The organism is Clostridium saudiense (assembly GCF_000577815.1).
Taxonomy (GTDB): Bacteria; Bacillota; Clostridia; order Clostridiales; family Clostridiaceae; genus Clostridium; species Clostridium saudiense.
In genome coordinates, this window is sequence record NZ_CBYM010000001.1 from 1 (window position 1) to 16,455 (window position 16,455).

Annotated in this window: 31 protein-coding genes; all 31 read left to right on the plus strand. The window is 28.5% G+C overall.

Translation table 11 applies throughout. From position 1 onward, the window contains the following. The first annotated feature begins 151 nt into the window (after positions 1–151). A complete protein-coding gene (locus tag TY07_RS00005; protein WP_052330548.1) occupies positions 152–1,081 on the plus strand; it encodes a phage replisome organizer N-terminal domain-containing protein in 930 nt (309 codons plus the stop codon). Continuing rightward, positions 1,047–1,751: an ATP-binding protein gene (locus TY07_RS00010; protein ID WP_078061259.1), complete on the plus strand. Its 705-nt coding sequence runs from the start codon at positions 1,047–1,049 to the stop codon at positions 1,749–1,751. Before TY07_RS00005 ends, TY07_RS00010 begins: the two co-directional genes overlap by 35 nt. Before the next feature lie 3 nt (positions 1,752–1,754). Next, positions 1,755–2,120, plus strand: a complete 366-nt coding sequence (locus tag TY07_RS00015) for a hypothetical protein (RefSeq protein WP_042393467.1) — start codon at positions 1,755–1,757, stop codon at positions 2,118–2,120. Positions 2,121–2,127: 7 nt separating this feature from the next. Next, positions 2,128–2,439 (plus strand): hypothetical protein, encoded by a 312-nt coding sequence (locus TY07_RS00020; protein WP_198133955.1) that lies wholly within the window; start codon positions 2,128–2,130, stop codon positions 2,437–2,439. A 2-nt stretch (positions 2,440–2,441) separates the two neighbouring features. Continuing rightward, a complete protein-coding gene (locus TY07_RS18680; RefSeq protein WP_278244454.1) occupies positions 2,442–2,576 on the plus strand; it encodes a hypothetical protein in 135 nt (44 codons plus the stop codon). Further along, complete coding sequence (locus TY07_RS00025) at positions 2,569–2,973, plus strand: single-stranded DNA-binding protein (protein ID WP_042393472.1); 405 nt, start codon at positions 2,569–2,571, stop codon at positions 2,971–2,973. Before TY07_RS18680 ends, TY07_RS00025 begins: the two co-directional genes overlap by 8 nt. Before the next feature lie 9 nt (positions 2,974–2,982). Continuing rightward, a complete protein-coding gene (locus TY07_RS00030) occupies positions 2,983–3,948 on the plus strand; it encodes a hypothetical protein (protein WP_042393477.1) in 966 nt (321 codons plus the stop codon). A gap of 74 nt (positions 3,949–4,022) precedes the next feature. Beyond that, the gene (locus TY07_RS00035; protein WP_157029094.1) at positions 4,023–4,187 is read left to right on the plus strand and encodes a hypothetical protein; all 165 of its coding nucleotides are present in this window, start codon (positions 4,023–4,025) and stop codon (positions 4,185–4,187) included. A 129-nt stretch (positions 4,188–4,316) separates the two neighbouring features. Next, positions 4,317–4,442 carry a hypothetical protein gene (locus tag TY07_RS18685; protein WP_278244455.1) on the plus strand — a complete coding sequence of 42 codons (126 nt, stop codon included), beginning with the start codon at positions 4,317–4,319 and terminating at the stop codon, positions 4,440–4,442. Positions 4,443–4,482: 40 nt separating this feature from the next. Continuing rightward, positions 4,483–4,842 (plus strand): hypothetical protein, encoded by a 360-nt coding sequence (locus TY07_RS00040; RefSeq protein ID WP_042393481.1) that lies wholly within the window; start codon positions 4,483–4,485, stop codon positions 4,840–4,842. A 72-nt stretch (positions 4,843–4,914) separates the two neighbouring features. Next, positions 4,915–5,133 (plus strand): hypothetical protein, encoded by a 219-nt coding sequence (locus TY07_RS00045; protein ID WP_052330549.1) that lies wholly within the window; start codon positions 4,915–4,917, stop codon positions 5,131–5,133. Positions 5,134–5,174: 41 nt separating this feature from the next. Beyond that, the gene (locus tag TY07_RS00050) at positions 5,175–5,447 is read left to right on the plus strand and encodes a hypothetical protein (RefSeq protein ID WP_052330550.1); all 273 of its coding nucleotides are present in this window, start codon (positions 5,175–5,177) and stop codon (positions 5,445–5,447) included. A 49-nt stretch (positions 5,448–5,496) separates the two neighbouring features. Next, the gene (locus TY07_RS00055; RefSeq protein WP_042393483.1) at positions 5,497–5,745 is read left to right on the plus strand and encodes a hypothetical protein; all 249 of its coding nucleotides are present in this window, start codon (positions 5,497–5,499) and stop codon (positions 5,743–5,745) included. A 3-nt stretch (positions 5,746–5,748) separates the two neighbouring features. Next, entirely contained in the window at positions 5,749–5,949 is a 201-nt protein-coding gene (locus TY07_RS00060) for a hypothetical protein (protein WP_042393485.1), read from the plus strand. A gap of 45 nt (positions 5,950–5,994) precedes the next feature. Beyond that, positions 5,995–6,234 (plus strand): DUF370 domain-containing protein, encoded by a 240-nt coding sequence (locus TY07_RS00065; protein ID WP_042393487.1) that lies wholly within the window; start codon positions 5,995–5,997, stop codon positions 6,232–6,234. 249 nt (positions 6,235–6,483) lie between these two features. Then, the gene (locus tag TY07_RS00070) at positions 6,484–6,837 is read left to right on the plus strand and encodes a hypothetical protein (RefSeq protein WP_052330551.1); all 354 of its coding nucleotides are present in this window, start codon (positions 6,484–6,486) and stop codon (positions 6,835–6,837) included. Positions 6,838–6,879: 42 nt separating this feature from the next. Further along, positions 6,880–7,050, plus strand: coding sequence for a hypothetical protein (locus tag TY07_RS18220; protein WP_198133956.1), 171 nt, complete (start codon positions 6,880–6,882; stop codon positions 7,048–7,050). Next, entirely contained in the window at positions 7,050–7,703 is a 654-nt protein-coding gene (locus TY07_RS00075) for a tyrosine-type recombinase/integrase (RefSeq protein ID WP_042393493.1), read from the plus strand. The genes TY07_RS18220 and TY07_RS00075 overlap by 1 nt, the downstream gene beginning before the upstream one ends. A 276-nt stretch (positions 7,704–7,979) precedes the next feature. Then, positions 7,980–8,462, plus strand: a complete 483-nt coding sequence (locus TY07_RS00080; protein ID WP_042393497.1) for a hypothetical protein — start codon at positions 7,980–7,982, stop codon at positions 8,460–8,462. 17 nt (positions 8,463–8,479) lie between these two features. Next, the gene (locus TY07_RS00085; RefSeq protein WP_052330552.1) at positions 8,480–8,878 is read left to right on the plus strand and encodes an HNH endonuclease; all 399 of its coding nucleotides are present in this window, start codon (positions 8,480–8,482) and stop codon (positions 8,876–8,878) included. Positions 8,879–9,011: 133 nt separating this feature from the next. Next, a complete protein-coding gene (locus TY07_RS00090) occupies positions 9,012–9,470 on the plus strand; it encodes a P27 family phage terminase small subunit (protein WP_042393501.1) in 459 nt (152 codons plus the stop codon). Next, the gene (locus TY07_RS00095; RefSeq protein WP_042393508.1) at positions 9,470–11,158 is read left to right on the plus strand and encodes a terminase large subunit; all 1,689 of its coding nucleotides are present in this window, start codon (positions 9,470–9,472) and stop codon (positions 11,156–11,158) included. The genes TY07_RS00090 and TY07_RS00095 overlap by 1 nt, the downstream gene beginning before the upstream one ends. A 15-nt stretch (positions 11,159–11,173) precedes the next feature. Next, on the plus strand, positions 11,174–12,415 hold the full coding sequence (locus tag TY07_RS00100) for a phage portal protein (RefSeq protein WP_042393510.1): 1,242 nt from the start codon (positions 11,174–11,176) through the stop codon (positions 12,413–12,415). Then, positions 12,393–13,016, plus strand: coding sequence for an HK97 family phage prohead protease (locus tag TY07_RS00105; RefSeq protein WP_042393512.1), 624 nt, complete (start codon positions 12,393–12,395; stop codon positions 13,014–13,016). Before TY07_RS00100 ends, TY07_RS00105 begins: the two co-directional genes overlap by 23 nt. Before the next feature lie 13 nt (positions 13,017–13,029). Further along, the gene (locus TY07_RS00110) at positions 13,030–14,193 is read left to right on the plus strand and encodes a phage major capsid protein (RefSeq protein ID WP_042393515.1); all 1,164 of its coding nucleotides are present in this window, start codon (positions 13,030–13,032) and stop codon (positions 14,191–14,193) included. Positions 14,194–14,246: 53 nt separating this feature from the next. Continuing rightward, entirely contained in the window at positions 14,247–14,528 is a 282-nt protein-coding gene (locus tag TY07_RS00115) for a head-tail connector protein (RefSeq protein WP_157029100.1), read from the plus strand. Positions 14,529–14,536: 8 nt separating this feature from the next. Beyond that, positions 14,537–14,839 (plus strand): phage head closure protein, encoded by a 303-nt coding sequence (locus tag TY07_RS00120; protein ID WP_042393521.1) that lies wholly within the window; start codon positions 14,537–14,539, stop codon positions 14,837–14,839. Next, positions 14,839–15,279: a hypothetical protein gene (locus tag TY07_RS00125; protein WP_042393524.1), complete on the plus strand. Its 441-nt coding sequence runs from the start codon at positions 14,839–14,841 to the stop codon at positions 15,277–15,279. The genes TY07_RS00120 and TY07_RS00125 overlap by 1 nt, the downstream gene beginning before the upstream one ends. 4 nt (positions 15,280–15,283) lie before the next feature. Further along, positions 15,284–15,682, plus strand: coding sequence for a hypothetical protein (locus tag TY07_RS00130; RefSeq protein ID WP_198133957.1), 399 nt, complete (start codon positions 15,284–15,286; stop codon positions 15,680–15,682). Position 15,683: 1 nt separating this feature from the next. Beyond that, the gene (locus TY07_RS00135; protein WP_042393529.1) at positions 15,684–16,100 is read left to right on the plus strand and encodes a phage tail tube protein; all 417 of its coding nucleotides are present in this window, start codon (positions 15,684–15,686) and stop codon (positions 16,098–16,100) included. Between the two features lie 44 nt (positions 16,101–16,144). Then, positions 16,145–16,450, plus strand: a complete 306-nt coding sequence (locus tag TY07_RS00140) for a hypothetical protein (protein ID WP_042393531.1) — start codon at positions 16,145–16,147, stop codon at positions 16,448–16,450. Positions 16,451–16,455: the final 5 nt, after the last annotated feature.

Below are 16,455 nucleotides of genomic sequence, written 5' to 3' on the forward strand. Positions count from 1 at the left end.
GAGCCGCACCAGAAAGCTATGTATTTTATATTAATACAAAGGTTTTATGGAATTTTAGGAGATAAAGAAAAATGGACATACCCCAGCGACCAAACTAACGGTAAGTCCAAAATTAAAAAATCATTTTTATTATATCAGAAAGGATAAGAAAATGGCAGAGGTAAAATGGATTAAACTTCATACAGCTATGTTTGATAATTCGAAGATAAAGTATATAAGAACATTACCAGAGGGTAATAATATGGTTTTAATATGGGTAATGCTTTTATCTAAGGCAGGAAAATGTAATGCTAGTGGATTTATTTTCTTAACTGAAAATATTCCGTATACTCCACAAATGTTAGCAGCTGAATTTGGATATGATGCGTATTTAATAGAACTAGCTTTAGCTACATTTGCAAAGTTAAATATGATTCAACTAGAGGAGCATATTATTAAGATAGCAGGGTGGGAAGAACACCAAAATATAGATGGATTAGACAGAATAAGAGAACAAACTAGGAAAAGAGTTGCTAAATACAGAGAAAATCAAAAGCAATTACCATGTAACGTTACAAGTAACGATACAGTAACGGAGAGTAACGCAATAGAAGAAGAAAAAGAAGAAGATATAGATATAGAAGAAGATATAGATATTAATAATATATCTAAAGATATATTAAGTAGTAATAAATTACTACCTTTAATTGAAGCTTGGAATAAATTAGGTTTATCTAAGTTAGTAGCAATTAAACCTAATACTAACAGATATAAAATGTTAAAAGCTAGAATTAATGAATTTGGAATAGAAAAAGTAATTGAAGCAATAGAAAGTATAAATAATTCAGATTTTTTAAAGGGGCAAAATGATAGATCATGGGTTATTACATTTGATTGGTTTATAAAACCTAATAATTTCACTAAGGTGTTAGAAGGGAATTATTTAAATAAGGGAGGAAATATAAATGGACAATATAGTAACGGGAAATTCAATAATAGATGGAGTTCTGGAAAGAGTTCGAAGAGCTTCAATGTCAAAACAAACTGTGAGTTCGAAGAGCTTAGCGATGAAGACAGAAGAAGAGCAGATGAACTCATATAATTGCAAGGTATGTAAAGATACGACATGGATTTTAGATGATACAGGCAAGGTTATTGATAGATGCAAATGCTATGAAATTATAAAAGTGCGAGAACAATGGGAAGCATCAGGATTGAAAACAGATGATTTAGATAAAACATTTAAAACCTATGAGCCTTGGAATAATTTAACCAAACATATGAAAGGTGCTGCAACAAATTATTGTTTAAGATTTAAAGAAATAGAAAAGACTAAGCATAATTCAATATTGCTGTGTGGACAACCAGGCTCAGGGAAAACTCATTTGTGCATAGCTTTAGCAAACAATTTCATAAAAAAGGATGGTAAAAGGGTTGTGTACATGCCTTATCGAGATGTTATTACTAAGTTAAAACAGAATATTTTAGACAAAGAATATTATAAGAATCTAGTTGGTAAGTACCAATTAGCAGAAATATTACTTATAGATGATTTATTCAAGGGCAAGGTTAATGAAACTGATATTAACATAATGTTTGAAATTATAAATCATAGATATATTAATAAATTACCTCTGATAGTTTCTACTGAATACTTAATTGAAGAGATGTTAAGTTTTGATGAAGCAATTGGAAGTAGAATTTATGAAATGGCAAAAGGTTTCATAGTTGAGATTAGGGGAAAAGAAAACAATTATAGATTGAGGGGTTAGGAAATGGATTTAAAGATGTATTTATTAGATAAATCAGAAAAGCTTGGATTAGATAATAGTAATTTAAGTTTAATAGAATTTAGAAACTTACTATTGCAAGAAGTCAAAGAAAGTGAAATGGAAATAGAAAAAATCAGAGTTTATAAGAATGATAGAACTAAATCTCAAAAACATAGAATTTTATTAGCTCAAGAACTATTTGATGTAATTCAAATATGCATAACAGGTTTAATTATGTTAACTAAGGATGGAATAGATATTAAGCTTCAGCTTTGGAAGCATAACCATAAATTAATTAAGGAAAGAAAATGGACAGCTAAAAACTATATTGAAATGAAGGTGAGGGAGAATGTTGATAAATATGATTAAATCCATTGTGAATAAAGTTAAGTTTAAATTTAATGGCGCTCAAAATCAGGAATTTGTATTTGAATCTAATATAGAAATTCCATTTAGTGATCCAGGAGCAATTGACGAAGTTGAAGAAAAATATATCGATGCAGTTGAATTAACCAATATAGATTTATCGCAAAAAGGTGATTCAGGATTAAAAAAATTAAATAAAGTTGAAAAGTATTATGTATATACATCAATTATAGAAAAAGAAAAATGGTATTTAGTAAGAATTTTACTTAAAACTAAAAAGCCAAGAATTAGAAAGAAATTAATTAAAAGGTTATTAGGGTAGTTATGGAAGCAGTAGAAAAAAAGTTTTGTTATTTAACAGTTATTTATTATTCAAGAGGATGTAGCATAAGTGAAGCTATGAAGAAAGCAAGTAATTTAATAATAAAAGAGATGAATGGAGTAGATAAAAATGAATAAAGTAATTCTTATTGGAAGAACAACTGAGTCACCAGAACTTAGGTATGCACCAGGAACAGGAACGGCAGTATGCAGATTTACATTAGCAGTAAATAGACATTATAAGAAGGATGAGGCTGATTTCATAAACTGCGTAGCATTCGGAAAGACTGGTGAAACTATAGCTCAGTATATATTAAAAGGTCGTCAAGTTGCTATATCAGGAAGAATACAAAGTGGTAGTTATGATGCAAATGATGGAAGTAAGAGATATACAACAGATGTCGTAGTTGAAAATTTTGAGTTCATAGGCAGTAGCAACTCAAATAATAATCAAGTTAATTCAGGAGTATGGAATCCGTCAGATGAAGGGTTTGGGGAAGAAATTCCTAATGATTTTGGGGATGCACCTTTTTAGGAGGAAAATATGAATAGAGCAGAAAGAAGAGCTAGAGAAAAAGAAAAGAAGAAAGATAGCAATAAGAAAGTAGAGGCTTTGGCATGGCTTAGGTCATTGCCTCCTGCTAAACAAATATTAATAGATAGTCTTGTGAAAATAGAAGCAAAAAAAGAAAATAATAATTTATTACAAGCCATTGATAGATGTTTTAGTGCAGCAGTATTTGAAGAACTTGAAAACTTAGAGTGGGAAGATGTTAAAAGAATTATAGATAAAAGCGCAGAGTTGATGCTAGATGACGCACATAAAATGAAAAATTTAAAAGAAAGTTTAGGAGGAAGTTACGATATGGCAATAAAGAAAATCAATGAAGAAATGGCACCAGAGGTTGAAAAGAGAGTAAGGGAACTTATAAAAGATGGATATAATCAAAAAGTTAGTGTAAAGATGCTAATAGAAGAGTTTAACACTCTTAGTACAGCTATGTTAACAAATACTTATAAAAAGACTAAAGCTATTATAAAAGATGAAGAAAATATTAAGAAAATATCTGAGAAAAAGGAAAGTGCAGAGAATGTAAATAAAATTAAAGATGCTATGGGTGAACCAGATAAGGAAGTAGCAGATGCATTAGAGTATATTTTTGAAGATGAATTAAAAGAAAATCTTAATAATAAAAAGGGTATAGATGAAAATAAGGATGAAATACAAGAAAAAGAGATTAAGAATAGTAAATTGAAAATTGTTAAAGAGATTACTAAAGTTATAGAAAGAGAAGTTCAAGGAGAGTATGGACTTTATAACATAAAAGGATCTGTAGTAACAGTAGATGAAGAATTTGCTTTCAGTAGTGCTAAAGATGTTAATTGCTGGGCAAGCGCTGAAAGAGAGAATTTATTAAAACAAATTGAAGAGATTAAATCTAAGATTAATCACATAAATTCATGTGAGCATGAAGCTATAGAAGTTATAGAAACATTTATGAATATTTAAAAAAGGAGTGAAATAGCCAAATGGGATGGAGATTACACCATTTGGCTTAATAATAAGTTATGGAATGGGAATATATGAGTAATAGGCAAAGAGCTGAACAAACATTTAGAGATATAAAAAGAAGACAGGAAAGAAAATTAATAGGCATAAGAGAAGCTGACAACTTTATGTATGATAATATGAGCCAAGCTAAGAAGAAAAGGGACAAGATTAGAAGTAGACAGTATAGAGGAAGATAATAAATAATAATAATTTGAAATTTTAAGGTTTAAATAGGTAGTGTAGCACCTATTGGTACAAGCAGACTACGCCTTGCACCATGACTTGTACCAAATAAAAATGAAATTATTTTTAGAAAGGATTTAAGAATGGATAGAATAGATTATCAAAATAAAATATTAGACACAATAGATAATGCTTTAAATAATTTAAGTTCAGATGAATTTGATATTTTAATGCAAAGAATACAAGAATATATTGATGATTTAAATTAACGAATAATTTGAAATAAATGCGAAGAAACGGAGTGGTTAAATGAAAATTTATAAAGTATATAGTCAATGTATGATGGGGTTTGAAAGTGATACAGAATACAAGAAAAGTATTGATAAAGCAACACAATATTTCAATGATTTGATAAGAAAAACACTTAAAGAGGTTGACATTATAGACAAAGATGACTTTAGTGATAGCATAGCTAATTTTAAAGACAATATAGAAAACTGGCATAAAGATTGTGAAGTTATATGTAGAAAATATCCTTTGTTGATATATAAACAAGGCAATAAAAAAATAGCTATTATAGATTATTGGGCAAGGACTTCTTATGAGTATCAAGAGTATGATATAGAAAGTGAACAGATTGTATTAGAGGAGATAGAATTATTAGAATAACTCACAATACAAAAAAATGTGTCCAAGTTTGACACATTCTGAAATTATTTCGAAGTAAGAAAGGAGAATTTTATGGATAAAATGTTAGCAACAACAGTTTATGATGAAGAACTTAAAAGTTGGATTGTATATGTAGATTCAGAGGGAGAATTATTGCCAGTAGGTACAACTATTAATGAGGATTTAGGGCTTTTTGAATATTGTAAATTTAACACAAAGGAAGAAGCGATAGAGTGGATAAATTCAAAACCTAATCGAATGAAATATGATAAAGAGTTGATAGTTGAGTAATTCGCAATTTTAAATTATTACGAAGTAAAAGGAGAATTTTTATGAAAAGTTATGCTTGTACCAAATGTGGTAGTACAGATGTTTTTATTAATGATAGGGGAAGTCAAAAGGCTTTAATTTGTGGTGATTGTGGTGCTTGGTTGAAGTGGATTGGAAAAGCCGAATTACCATTAGTTGAAAGATATATTGCAAGTAATTCAGACATTGAAAAAAATGAAATAAATATATTCAAAAAAGAATTAAACTCTCATATTCAGAGATTATCTTTAGAGAAAGAGGAAGTTATAAGAATAGTAGAAAGTTTATATAGGTAATTGAATAATACGTAATTTGAAATTATTACGAAGTAAAGGGGATATGAATATGAAAAGATTTTTGGGTATGATGCCAAGTACAGAAATTGAGATAGAAAAATGTTATAAGGACAAAGATGGATATAAAATAATAATTCAAGCAGGGAAGAATGGATGGACTATTATTTATGCAGATTATTCAACAGATTTTAAGGATATTATTAGTTCAGCAAATAAAAACTTTGAAGAAGCTTATAATTTAGCAGTCAATAGATTAGGAACATTAACTGAAATTATTGTGAATGAGAAAAGAGGATAGATTATGAAGAAAAATAAAAATGAAAATTGTTTAAATTGTATTTTTTTAGATAAAGTAAATAGATGTTGTTCTATTGAAGAAGATAAGGAGTTCCAATATGATTATGAATTAATAGCAACTTGGTGTACTTGTTATGAAAAAGAAAGTAGTTACCCAATTAATTTGATTTCTTCAAAAGATATTAGAAGGATATATGAAGATTAAATCGCAATTCAAAAATATTACGAAATAGATAAAGGAGAGATAAAAATGGCTAAATTAATAGGGTTGGGATATGATAATAATGTTAATGCTGATAAAATAGTTGCAATTGTAAGTTCAAGTGCTGCACCTTCAAAAAGAGCTATTAAAAATGCTAAAGATAAAGATTTATTAGTTGATGCGACAAATGGATGTAAAACAGCAGCAGTAATAATTATGGAAAGTGGACATGTTGTTATAAGTGCTTTAAAAGCTGAAACAATAAGAAAAAGAAGTACAGGGATATAAAATAATATAGAAAAAAAGAGAAAAATATATAAATAAGATAAATAAGTATAAAAATAGTGCCTAAATTTAAGAAAGTTTGTCAATAAACTAAAAAAAATAAAGGTGCTATTTTTTTATAAATATATTAAGATATTTGTATAATAAATCGGAAATAACGCTAAGTTCTTAGGGATATTACTTATTAAAATTAAAAAATGTCCACTTTGAATGGGTTGGGGTAAACTATATCGTTTTTTAGGGAGAATGGGTTTGAATAAAGAATTAGTAAAACAATTATATTGCAATGGATTAAATGCAAGAGAGATTGCAGAACAGTTAAATGTAAATAAATCAGCAGTAAATAAGTGCATACAAAGAAACTTCAAAGAATTTAAATCTGTTCACTTAAAAAATAGAAAGCACTTAAAGTTTTACGAAAATGAAGTAAGAAAAATAACAAAATATGAAAGTAAGCAGTATATGAGTGATAAAACTTTTATATTAAAGAATAGATCTTTTTATGAAACTAAAAAAGATGGAGATATAGTATTAAAAAGGAATATAGGATGTGCAATACCTTGGGATGTGCCAAGAAGATTGACAAATGAGTATAAGAGTTGTTAGAAATAACAGCTCTTTTATTATGTTCAAAATGGAGGGATGATAATGAGTATTGGGAGAATTATAAAAGAAAATTATCCAAAAAGTTATGAAAAACTAAACAAAATTAGGAGTGAAAATAAGAAAGAGAAGCTAACAGAAAAAGATATTAAAGAGTTAATGCATCATTCTTCATATAGGCGTGGATCACGAGGAGCAATTAAGCAGGTGAGGTAATGGTGGAAGAAAAAATAAGAGAGTGGGAAAAAGGCTCGGCAAATCCTATTCCAGATTCTAAGTATGAAAGATATAAAGAAAAGCTAGTTGAACTAAGCAAAGAATATCCTGAAAGAAATTTAATGTTATTTTTACTTGCTAGAGCAACAGGATATAGAATGCAAGACATAATAACATTAACAGTTGGAGAAATAAAAGATGCATTAGATAAAGGGTATTTTGAGATACAGGAACAAAAACAATATAAACAATGGCAAAGCGAAGTTGCTAAAAATCCTAATAGAAGAAAACCTAAAAAGAGAATTGCAGAAATTGGACCAGCATTAGAGAAACATTTAAAACAATATCTTAAAGGAAAGAAAAGATCAGAGTTTGCATTCCCTAGTAGAAAAGGTAAAGGGAATGAAGCTTTAACACAAAAATCTTTTAGTGATAAGTTAAAAGAAGTTGGAGAAGCTATTGGATTAGAGCATATAACAGGACATAGTCCGAGAAAAACATATGCTACTAAGATATATACAGAAACTAATGGGAATTTAGAAGCAGTAAGAATTGCATTAGGTCATAAAAGCATTGAAGAAACTAAAAGATATTTAGGATTAAAAGAGCAAATGGCTAAAGATGCTGCAAGAATAGCTGATACGGGAATATAAGATTAAATTACTGTTTAGAGGTTAAATCAGTAAAAAAAGAAATGGTACTTATTTAAGTAATAAAATAAAAATTATTACTAATATATGTACTAAAAAAATGGTATGCGTAATCGTCACCTATATTACTGATTGAATAAAAAAACAGAAAAGTAGGTTAAAGTTAGTATTTTCAATGGGTACAGGCTATTTTTATTTTGAATTTTAAAAATGAAAAATTAAAGCTTAAAAAATAAAAAGCCATGAAAAATGAAATGGCCACAAAAAGGAGGTGAAAAATTGGGAAGAAAGTCAGTTGATGAAATTATTGAAAGTAACCTAACACAAGTAATATCAATGCTTAAGGACGGTTGTAAGGATAAAGAAATCATTGAGTTTTTAGGGATATCAAGAAGTGCATGGAAGGCCAAAAAAAATAATAATTCAAAACTTAAGCAGGCAATAGATGAAGTTAAAGAAGCTAGAAATGAGCAAGTAGAAGATGCTTTATTTAAATGTTGTACAGGCTATCATTACTATGAGGATGTTGTTACAAAAGTTAAAGAAGATATATTAACTGATGATGGAACTGTTCTTGTAAAAGAAGATGTGAAGATATCTAAGGTTAAGAAATATGCAAAGCCTGATGTGAATGCTCAAAAGTATTGGTTAAACAATAGAAAGAAAGCATCATGGAAAGATGATCCTAACAAAGTGGAGAATGATAAGAAAGCATTAAAGCTTAAAGAGAAAGAAATAGCATCAAAGAGTATAGATATATAAATAAAGGAATAGTAGTTATGGCTAGATTAAAGAGTTGTTGTTATTGTGGAAGAGTTCATTCCACTAATATAGTTTGTCCGAAGAAGCCAATAAAAAAAGTGTTTAAAAAGATAACTGAAAAGGATAAGTTTAGAAGTACAAAGGCATGGCAGATAAAGAGAGAAGATATAAAACGTAGAGATAGATATATGTGTCAGATATGTATTAGAGATTTATATAATACCCAAAGAAAAATAAACTCTAGGAATCTATCAGTACATCATATAGTACCATTAGAAGAAGATTATGATTTAAGAGAAGAAGATAATAATTTAATAACTTTATGTGAGTATCATCATCATTTAGCTGAAAAAAACAATATAAAAAGGGATGAATTAATAACAATAGTTGAAGAACAGATGAAAAACTTCTACTAACCCCCCGGGGCTAAAAAATGGGTTTTGGAGCGTTTCTGTACACCTACTATGCCTTATACGAAGAAAAAAAATCTGTAAAATGAAATATTTTTCGTGAGATAAAATATATTTTAATTTTTGGGAGGTGTTGAGTTTGGCAAGACCATGTAAATCGGCTAAAGTTTTAACTGAATGTTCTCAAACAAAAGAAGAGATTAATACTAGAATAGAAAAAGAAGAATTAATAAGAGGTAAAGCTGATAAGTTAGTTCCAAGCATGGATTTAACAGAAACTCAACTTTATCTCTTTAATTTTATAGTAGATGAATTAAAAGCAAGTGAAATTCTAAGTAATTTAGATACATTTTTACTTACTAAAGCAGCAATTGCAATTGATAGATTACATTTCATTGAAGGATTAGTAAATAAAAATCAGAAGTTACTATTTAATAAAGATATAATGTCTAAAAAAGATAGTTACGATAAAGATTTCTATAGATGTTGTAATGAGTTATGTTTATCACCACAATCTAGAGCAAAGATAGCTAATATAAATATAAATACTAAAAATGCTGAAGAAGATGCAGTTGTTAAAGCTCTTAGAGGGGAATAATGATTTTACTTGATAGAGCTATTAGATATGCAGAAAGAGTTGTTGCTGGTAAAGAGATAACAACCAAAGAAGTTATAATTCAATGTAAATGGTTCTTAATCGATTTAAAAAAGCAAAATAATGATGATTTTAAATTTTATTTTGATGAAGATAAGCTTAAGATAATAAATAATCTATTAAAATTATTTAATTTTGCGACTGGATTTGTTGCAGGAAAACAAGTATTAGAAAATTTAGCAGACTTTCAATGCTTCTTTTTAGCTAATATTTTTGGATGGAGATTTAAAGATAAGCCAGAAAAGTTTAGATATAACGATATAACTTTATATATTGCAAGAAAAAATGCTAAAACTGCATTGGTAGGGATAGCTTTTTTATTGTTAATGCTTACAGAACAAGATTATTCAGAATTTTATAGTATATGTTTAAACAGAGAACTTGCAGCAGAAATAAGAAAAGCTATGGTTCAAATATTAGAGGCTAGTCCATTAATAGCAAAACACTTTACATGGTCAGAAACAGAAATTGGCCCTGTTAAGTGTAAAATTACTAAAAGTTTTTTTAAGCCTAGAACTGCCGAGAGTGGTAAAAACAACTCAATTAGACCATCAGCATTTGTAAGTGATGAACATGGTAACTTTAAAGATAATAGTAATTTTACAGCTATGAAATCAGGTCAAAAAAATGTAATTAATCCTTTGTTATTTAGAACAACTACTGCTTATGCAATTGATAATTCAATAATGCAAGATGATTTGGAATATATGAAAAAAGTTTTTAATGGATTAGTTAAGAATGAAAGACAATTTGCATTATTATATTATGCTGAAGAAGAACATCTATGGGATGATATTGGAATGTATCAAGCTAATCCTTTAAGAATAGAGGAGAATTATGAAACAATTAGAGAAGATAGAGATAGAGCATTAGAACAACAGAGTTTAGTGGAAGAATATCTAACTAAGAGCATGAATTATTTTATGCCAGCTAATAGTGGAGAAGCTTTTATAACTATTGATGAATTAAAACCATGTAAAATTAATAAATTTAATTGGAAAGGTAGAGAAGTCTATATAGGGGTTGACTTAGCTGAAACAGATGATAATACAGCAGTATCAATGTTAACTTATGATGAAGATACTAAGAAAATAATTGCTAAAAGTTGGGCATTTGTTCCTAAGGAAAGAGTTGAAATGAAATCTAAGAAAGAACAAGTTGATTATAAGGAGCAGATTAGACAGAAGAATTGTTATGCATGTGGTGATGATGTTATAGACTATGAGTTTGTTGAGGATTTTATATTAAATATTGAAGAAGAATATAAAGTTGAAATTGTAAAGCTTGGCTATGATAGAAGAAATGCATTATCATCAGCTCAAAAACTTGAATCAAAAGGCAATATTGAGTGTGTTGAAGTAGTACAGCATAGTAGAATACTTCATGCTCCAATTAAATTATTAAAAGAAAGTATATTAAGCAAGTCCTTTAATTATTTAGATAATAAATTATTGGAGATTAACTTTGAAAATGCAAGAGAAACAAAAGATACGAATCTTAATAAATATCTAAATAAGAAAAAGAGCAAAGGGAAAATAGACTTAGTTATGAGTATTATTGATGCATTATATTTATTGCAGGAAGATATAATGTTAGATTCAGAAATGGATTGTACTATTCAAGTTATCTAGAGAGGAGGTGATTAAATGGCGTGGTGGAGAAAGAAAAAAGAAGTAAGAACTGAAGAAACAACATTAGAGGATTTATTATTACAAGCTAAACTAGGAGAAGATAGAGTAACTAAAGAAATGGCGTTAAATATACCTACACTTGCAGGATGTTTAGAGTTAGTTAGCAATACTATAGCAACTTTGCCAATTCAACTTTTTAAAGAAGAAAATGGGAAAGTAACTCAAGTTTTAGATGATAACAGAGTTAAGTTATTAAATGATGATACTAGAGATACTTTAGATGGTTTTCAATTTAAAAAGGCTCTAGTTGATGATTATTTATTAATGGGTAATGGATATGCTTATATAAACAAGAATAGGGGTAAAATTGAGAGCCTACATTATGTGAAAGAAAGTGATGTATCTATTAATAAGAATGTAGATCCGATATTTAAAAGTTATGATATTTTAGTAGGCGGAGAAACTTATTATCCACATAACTTTATAAAAATACTTAGAAATACTAAAGATGGAGCTACTGGTACTGGAATAATTGAAAGTAGTAATAAATTATTGACTGCAACTTATAATTCCCTAGTATATGAAAATATATTAGCTAAAACTGGAGGGAATAAAAAAGGATTTATAAAATCAGAAAGTTCTAAGCTAACTGATGATGCTATTAGAGAATTGAAAGACCAGTGGGGCAAGATGTATTCAGGGAATAGTGAAAATTGTATTGTACTAAATAAAGGGTTATCATTCCAGGAGAGTGGAAGTACTAGTACAGAAATGCAATTAAATGAAAATAAGAAAGCTAATGGTATTGAAATATGTAAAATATTAAATGTGCCACCTTCAATGATTGAGGGAGATGGAAAAGCTAATGAAAGTGATTATGAAAAGTTTGTAAAGATGGCTATACTTCCAATTTTAAGAGCAATATTATCATCATTAAACAGAGACTTACTTCTAGAGAAAGAGAAGAAGTCTTTTTATTTTGCATTTGATATTAAGGAACTACTTAAAGGTGATATTGAAAAGAGATTTAAGGCTTACGAAATAGGTATTAAAAATGGTTTTCTAAGTATTAATGAAGTTAGATATGAAGAAGATAGAGAGCCTATTAAAGCATTTGAGGATATTATCAAGCTTGGATTACAAGATGTATTATTTAATACAAAAGATAATACAATTTATACTCCTAATACTGATAAAACAAGTAAAATAACAGACTTGAAAGGGGGTGAAAAAGATGAGGATAGAAGTAAGGAATGATAGGGTTCTTTTAGATGGATATGTAAATGCAACGGGTAAAGATAGTAGATTTATTCCAAGTATTAAGGGGAAGTTTAAAGAACAGATAGTACCAGAAGCTTTTACGAGATCATTAGAAAAGAATGATAATGTTGATTTATTACTTAACCATGATAAAAATAGAAAGCTAGGTTCAACTAAAGAAGGGAACCTAGAGTTATTTGAAGATGGAATAGGCTTAAGAGCAATATGTACTGTAACTGATGCAGATGTAATTGAAAAAGCTAAAAATGGTCAATTAAGAGGATGGTCTTTTGGTTTTTATTCTGAAAAGGATAAATGGGAAGATACAACAGAGGGATTTCAACGTAGATATGTAGAAGAATTAGATTTATTTGAAGTATCTATAGTTGATAATACAATGACACCAGCTTATGTTGGGACAAGTATTGAAATGAGAGCAGAAGAGGAGATAATTACTGAAACTAGAAGTAATGATTCTAAAACTGTTCTAGTTGATAAAACTCAAAAGAAAAAAGAAAAAGAAAATAGAACTGAAGAGTTCGATAATTCACTTTATAAAAATCAAATAGAAATATTAAAATTAAAGTCATATAAATAAGGAGGACATAATAATGTCAAAAATAGCAAGAAAACATAGAAAACCAGAATTTAGAGCTTTACCAACAGATGTAAAGGGATTAGAAGAAAAGAGAGCAGCATTAATTGAAGAAATGGGAGATATGGTTAACAAAGCTGAAGCTGAAACAAGAGCTCTTTCAGAAGATGAGAATAAAAGATTTGGAGAACTTAAAAATGAAATAAATAATATTGATACAACTTTAAAAGCTATTGAAGAAGCAAGAGCATTAGAAAACAAAACTCCAGCTAAGGATAAAAAGAAAGAACAAAGATCTATTGATGAAGAAAACTTTTTAAAATTCATAAGAGGAGAAGAAAGAGCTTTAAATATAGCAGATAATGGAGGGATAATTCCAGTATCTATTGCAAATAGAATTATTGAAACAGTAAAGGAATTATCACCAATTTATAAAATGGTTGAAGTTTATAATGTTGGGGGAGATTTAGTATTCCCAGTATATGATGAAACTCAATCATCAATAAAGGCAGTTTATGTTGATGATTTAACAGAGTTAACAGAAGGAACAGGTAAATTTAAAACTGTAAAGTTAACAAATCATATAGTTGGTTGTTTAGCTAAAGTATCTAAATCATTAATGAATAGAAGTGATTTTGATTTACTATCATATGTAATTAGAAAAGTTGCTCAAGCTATAGCTGAATTCTTAGAAAAAGAATTAATCAAAGGAACAGAAGATAAGATGGATGGTATTGAATCAACTACCAATGTTATTACAACTGAAAGTGCTGGTAAAATAACAGCTGACGATTTAATAGAAGTTCAAATGGCAATTCCAGAAGTATATCAAAAAGATGCTGCTTGGATAATGAATAAGAAAGCATTTAAATCATTAAGAAAATTAAAAACTACTGATGGTGAATATTTATTAACTAAGGATTTAACTAATGGATTTGGTTGGATGTTATTAAATAAGCCAGTATATATAACTGAATCAGCTGATGAAGTAGCTACTGGAAATAAACCATTATTCTATGGAGATTATAAAGGTTTAGCTCTTAAGCTTGCACAAAATGTTGAAATTCAAGTATTAATAGAAAAATTTGCAACTCAACATGCTATTGGAGTTGTAGGATATATTGAAGTAGATTCTAAAGTGATAGATCATCAAAAAATAGTAGCATTAGAAATTCAATAATTTGAAGGTGGTTTTATACCACCTTCTTAATTTAGGAGGTGAGCCACTTGAAAATGAGTGAAATAACAATACTTGAAGCTAAAGAACACTTAAGAATAGATGATAGTTATGATGATTCAATGCTTGAGAATTATTTAAAAATGGCTAAAAATTATGTGCTTAAGTATACAGGATTAAGTGAGGAAAGAGCTGACAATGAAGAAGATTTATCATTTGCAGTCTTAGCTATAGTAGGTGAATTTTATGAGAATAGAATAAATAGCGTAACGGCTCAAACAAAAGTTAATCCTATGGTTTCAAGTATATTGGATATGCATTCAATCAATTATTTGTAGGTGATGATATGGATCCAGGAAAATTAAATCATAGAATTACATTTCAGATTCAAAATTTAGATTCAGAAGAAGAAGAATGGAATGACATAGTCACAACGTGGGCAAGTATAAATCCTATATCTGGACGAGAATATTATCAAGCTGAAACTATTAATAGTGATTTAACTCATAAGGTTAGATTAAGATATAGAAAAGGAATAACTCCAGATATGAGAATTTTATATAAAGATAGGATTTTTAATATAGTATCAGTTATAAATGAGTATGAAAAAAATGCTATTTTACAACTTATGTGTAGGGAGTTAATGTAATGTCAAATAGAGTAATAGTTGAAGGGCTTGATGAAGTTATTGAAACTATAAAAAAGGCAGGAGAATTACCACAAAAATGTGTTAATAAAGCTGCTAAAAAAGGAATTCAAATAGCAAAGAAAAGTGCTAAAAATGGAAGATGGGTTGACCAAACTGGTTATCTTAGAAAAGCTATTAAAGAAAAAGCAGAAAAAACTAAGATAAAAGGTAAAAAAGTTTATGATTTATGGCCAGATCCTTCATATAACGATGTCTTTGTTAAAACTTCAAAAGCAGGAAAAAGAGCATATTATCCAGCAAGTATTGAATATGGATTCAAGACAAAAAGTGGAGGATATGTCCCAGGATTTAAATTTTTGCACAATTCATTAACAGATAATAAAAGTCAAATTGAAAATGCTATTGTTAAAACTTTAGCTGATGAAATTGATAAATTATAAGCAGGTGATTAAAATAACTTTTGATAATGGCTTAAGAACAGAACTAAAAGCTATTACTGGATTAAATAAAAGAGTGTATCCAATTGTAGCACCGGAGGGGGTTAAACCTCCTTTTTTAGTTTATAGAAAAAGTAGAAGTAAATTCCTAAAAGATTTATCAGGAATAATTACTGATATTGAAGCTACATATGAACTAGTTTTAATTTCAGAGGATTATCAAAAATTAGATGAATTAGAAGTTGAAATTAAAAAGAAATTAATAGGAATTCTTTTTAATAGAATAGGTGGCGATGGACCACGAATAAACAATTTAGATTTAGAAGAATTAGGAGATGAATATATTTATCAACCTAATGCATATAAAAGCAGTTTATTATTAACTGTTAATTACAAGGAGGAATAATATGGCGACTAAAGGTATGGGTACTAAATTTAATATTGGTACTGAAGATAGTAAAAAAACTGTTGCAGAATTAACTGAAATAGGAGGAATGGAGCTATCAGCAGATACAATAGAAGTTACTACTCTTGATTCACCTGATGGATATAGAGAGTTTATTCAAGGACTAAAGGATGCAGGAGAAGTTTCTTTATCAGGATATTTCAACCCTACAGTAGGGAAAGGGCAGAAAGAAGTTTATGAATTGTTTGAAAGTGGAGAATTAACTTCTTTTGAAATTGAATTTCCACCATCATTAGGAGCTAAATGGGCATTTAAAGGGGTAGTTACTTCTATTTCTACATCTGCACCAATGGAAGATAATATTCCATTTGAAGCTTCTATAAAAGTAAGTGGGAAACCAACATTAACAGTATCTTAAGGCTAGGATTTAATCCTAGTCTTTTATTTTAAGGAGGAATAAGTATGGTATTTACAACAGTTAAATTAGATAAAGAAAGAAATGTAGTTTTAGGGTTTAAAGCTATGCAAGAATTTAAAAATATTACAGGAGAAAGTCTTACAAAGATAGATTTTGAAGATGAAGATCTAGAAGTAGAACAAATAGTACCAGTTATATATTACGCTGGATTAAAACATGAAGATAAAGAGTTAACTTTAGAAAAAACAATAGAATTATTAGATGCTCACTTAGGAATTAAAGGAGCAATAGAATTAATTCCCCAAATAATGCAAGATGCATTCGGAGTTCAAGTTCAAGAAAAAAAGTAAATAAT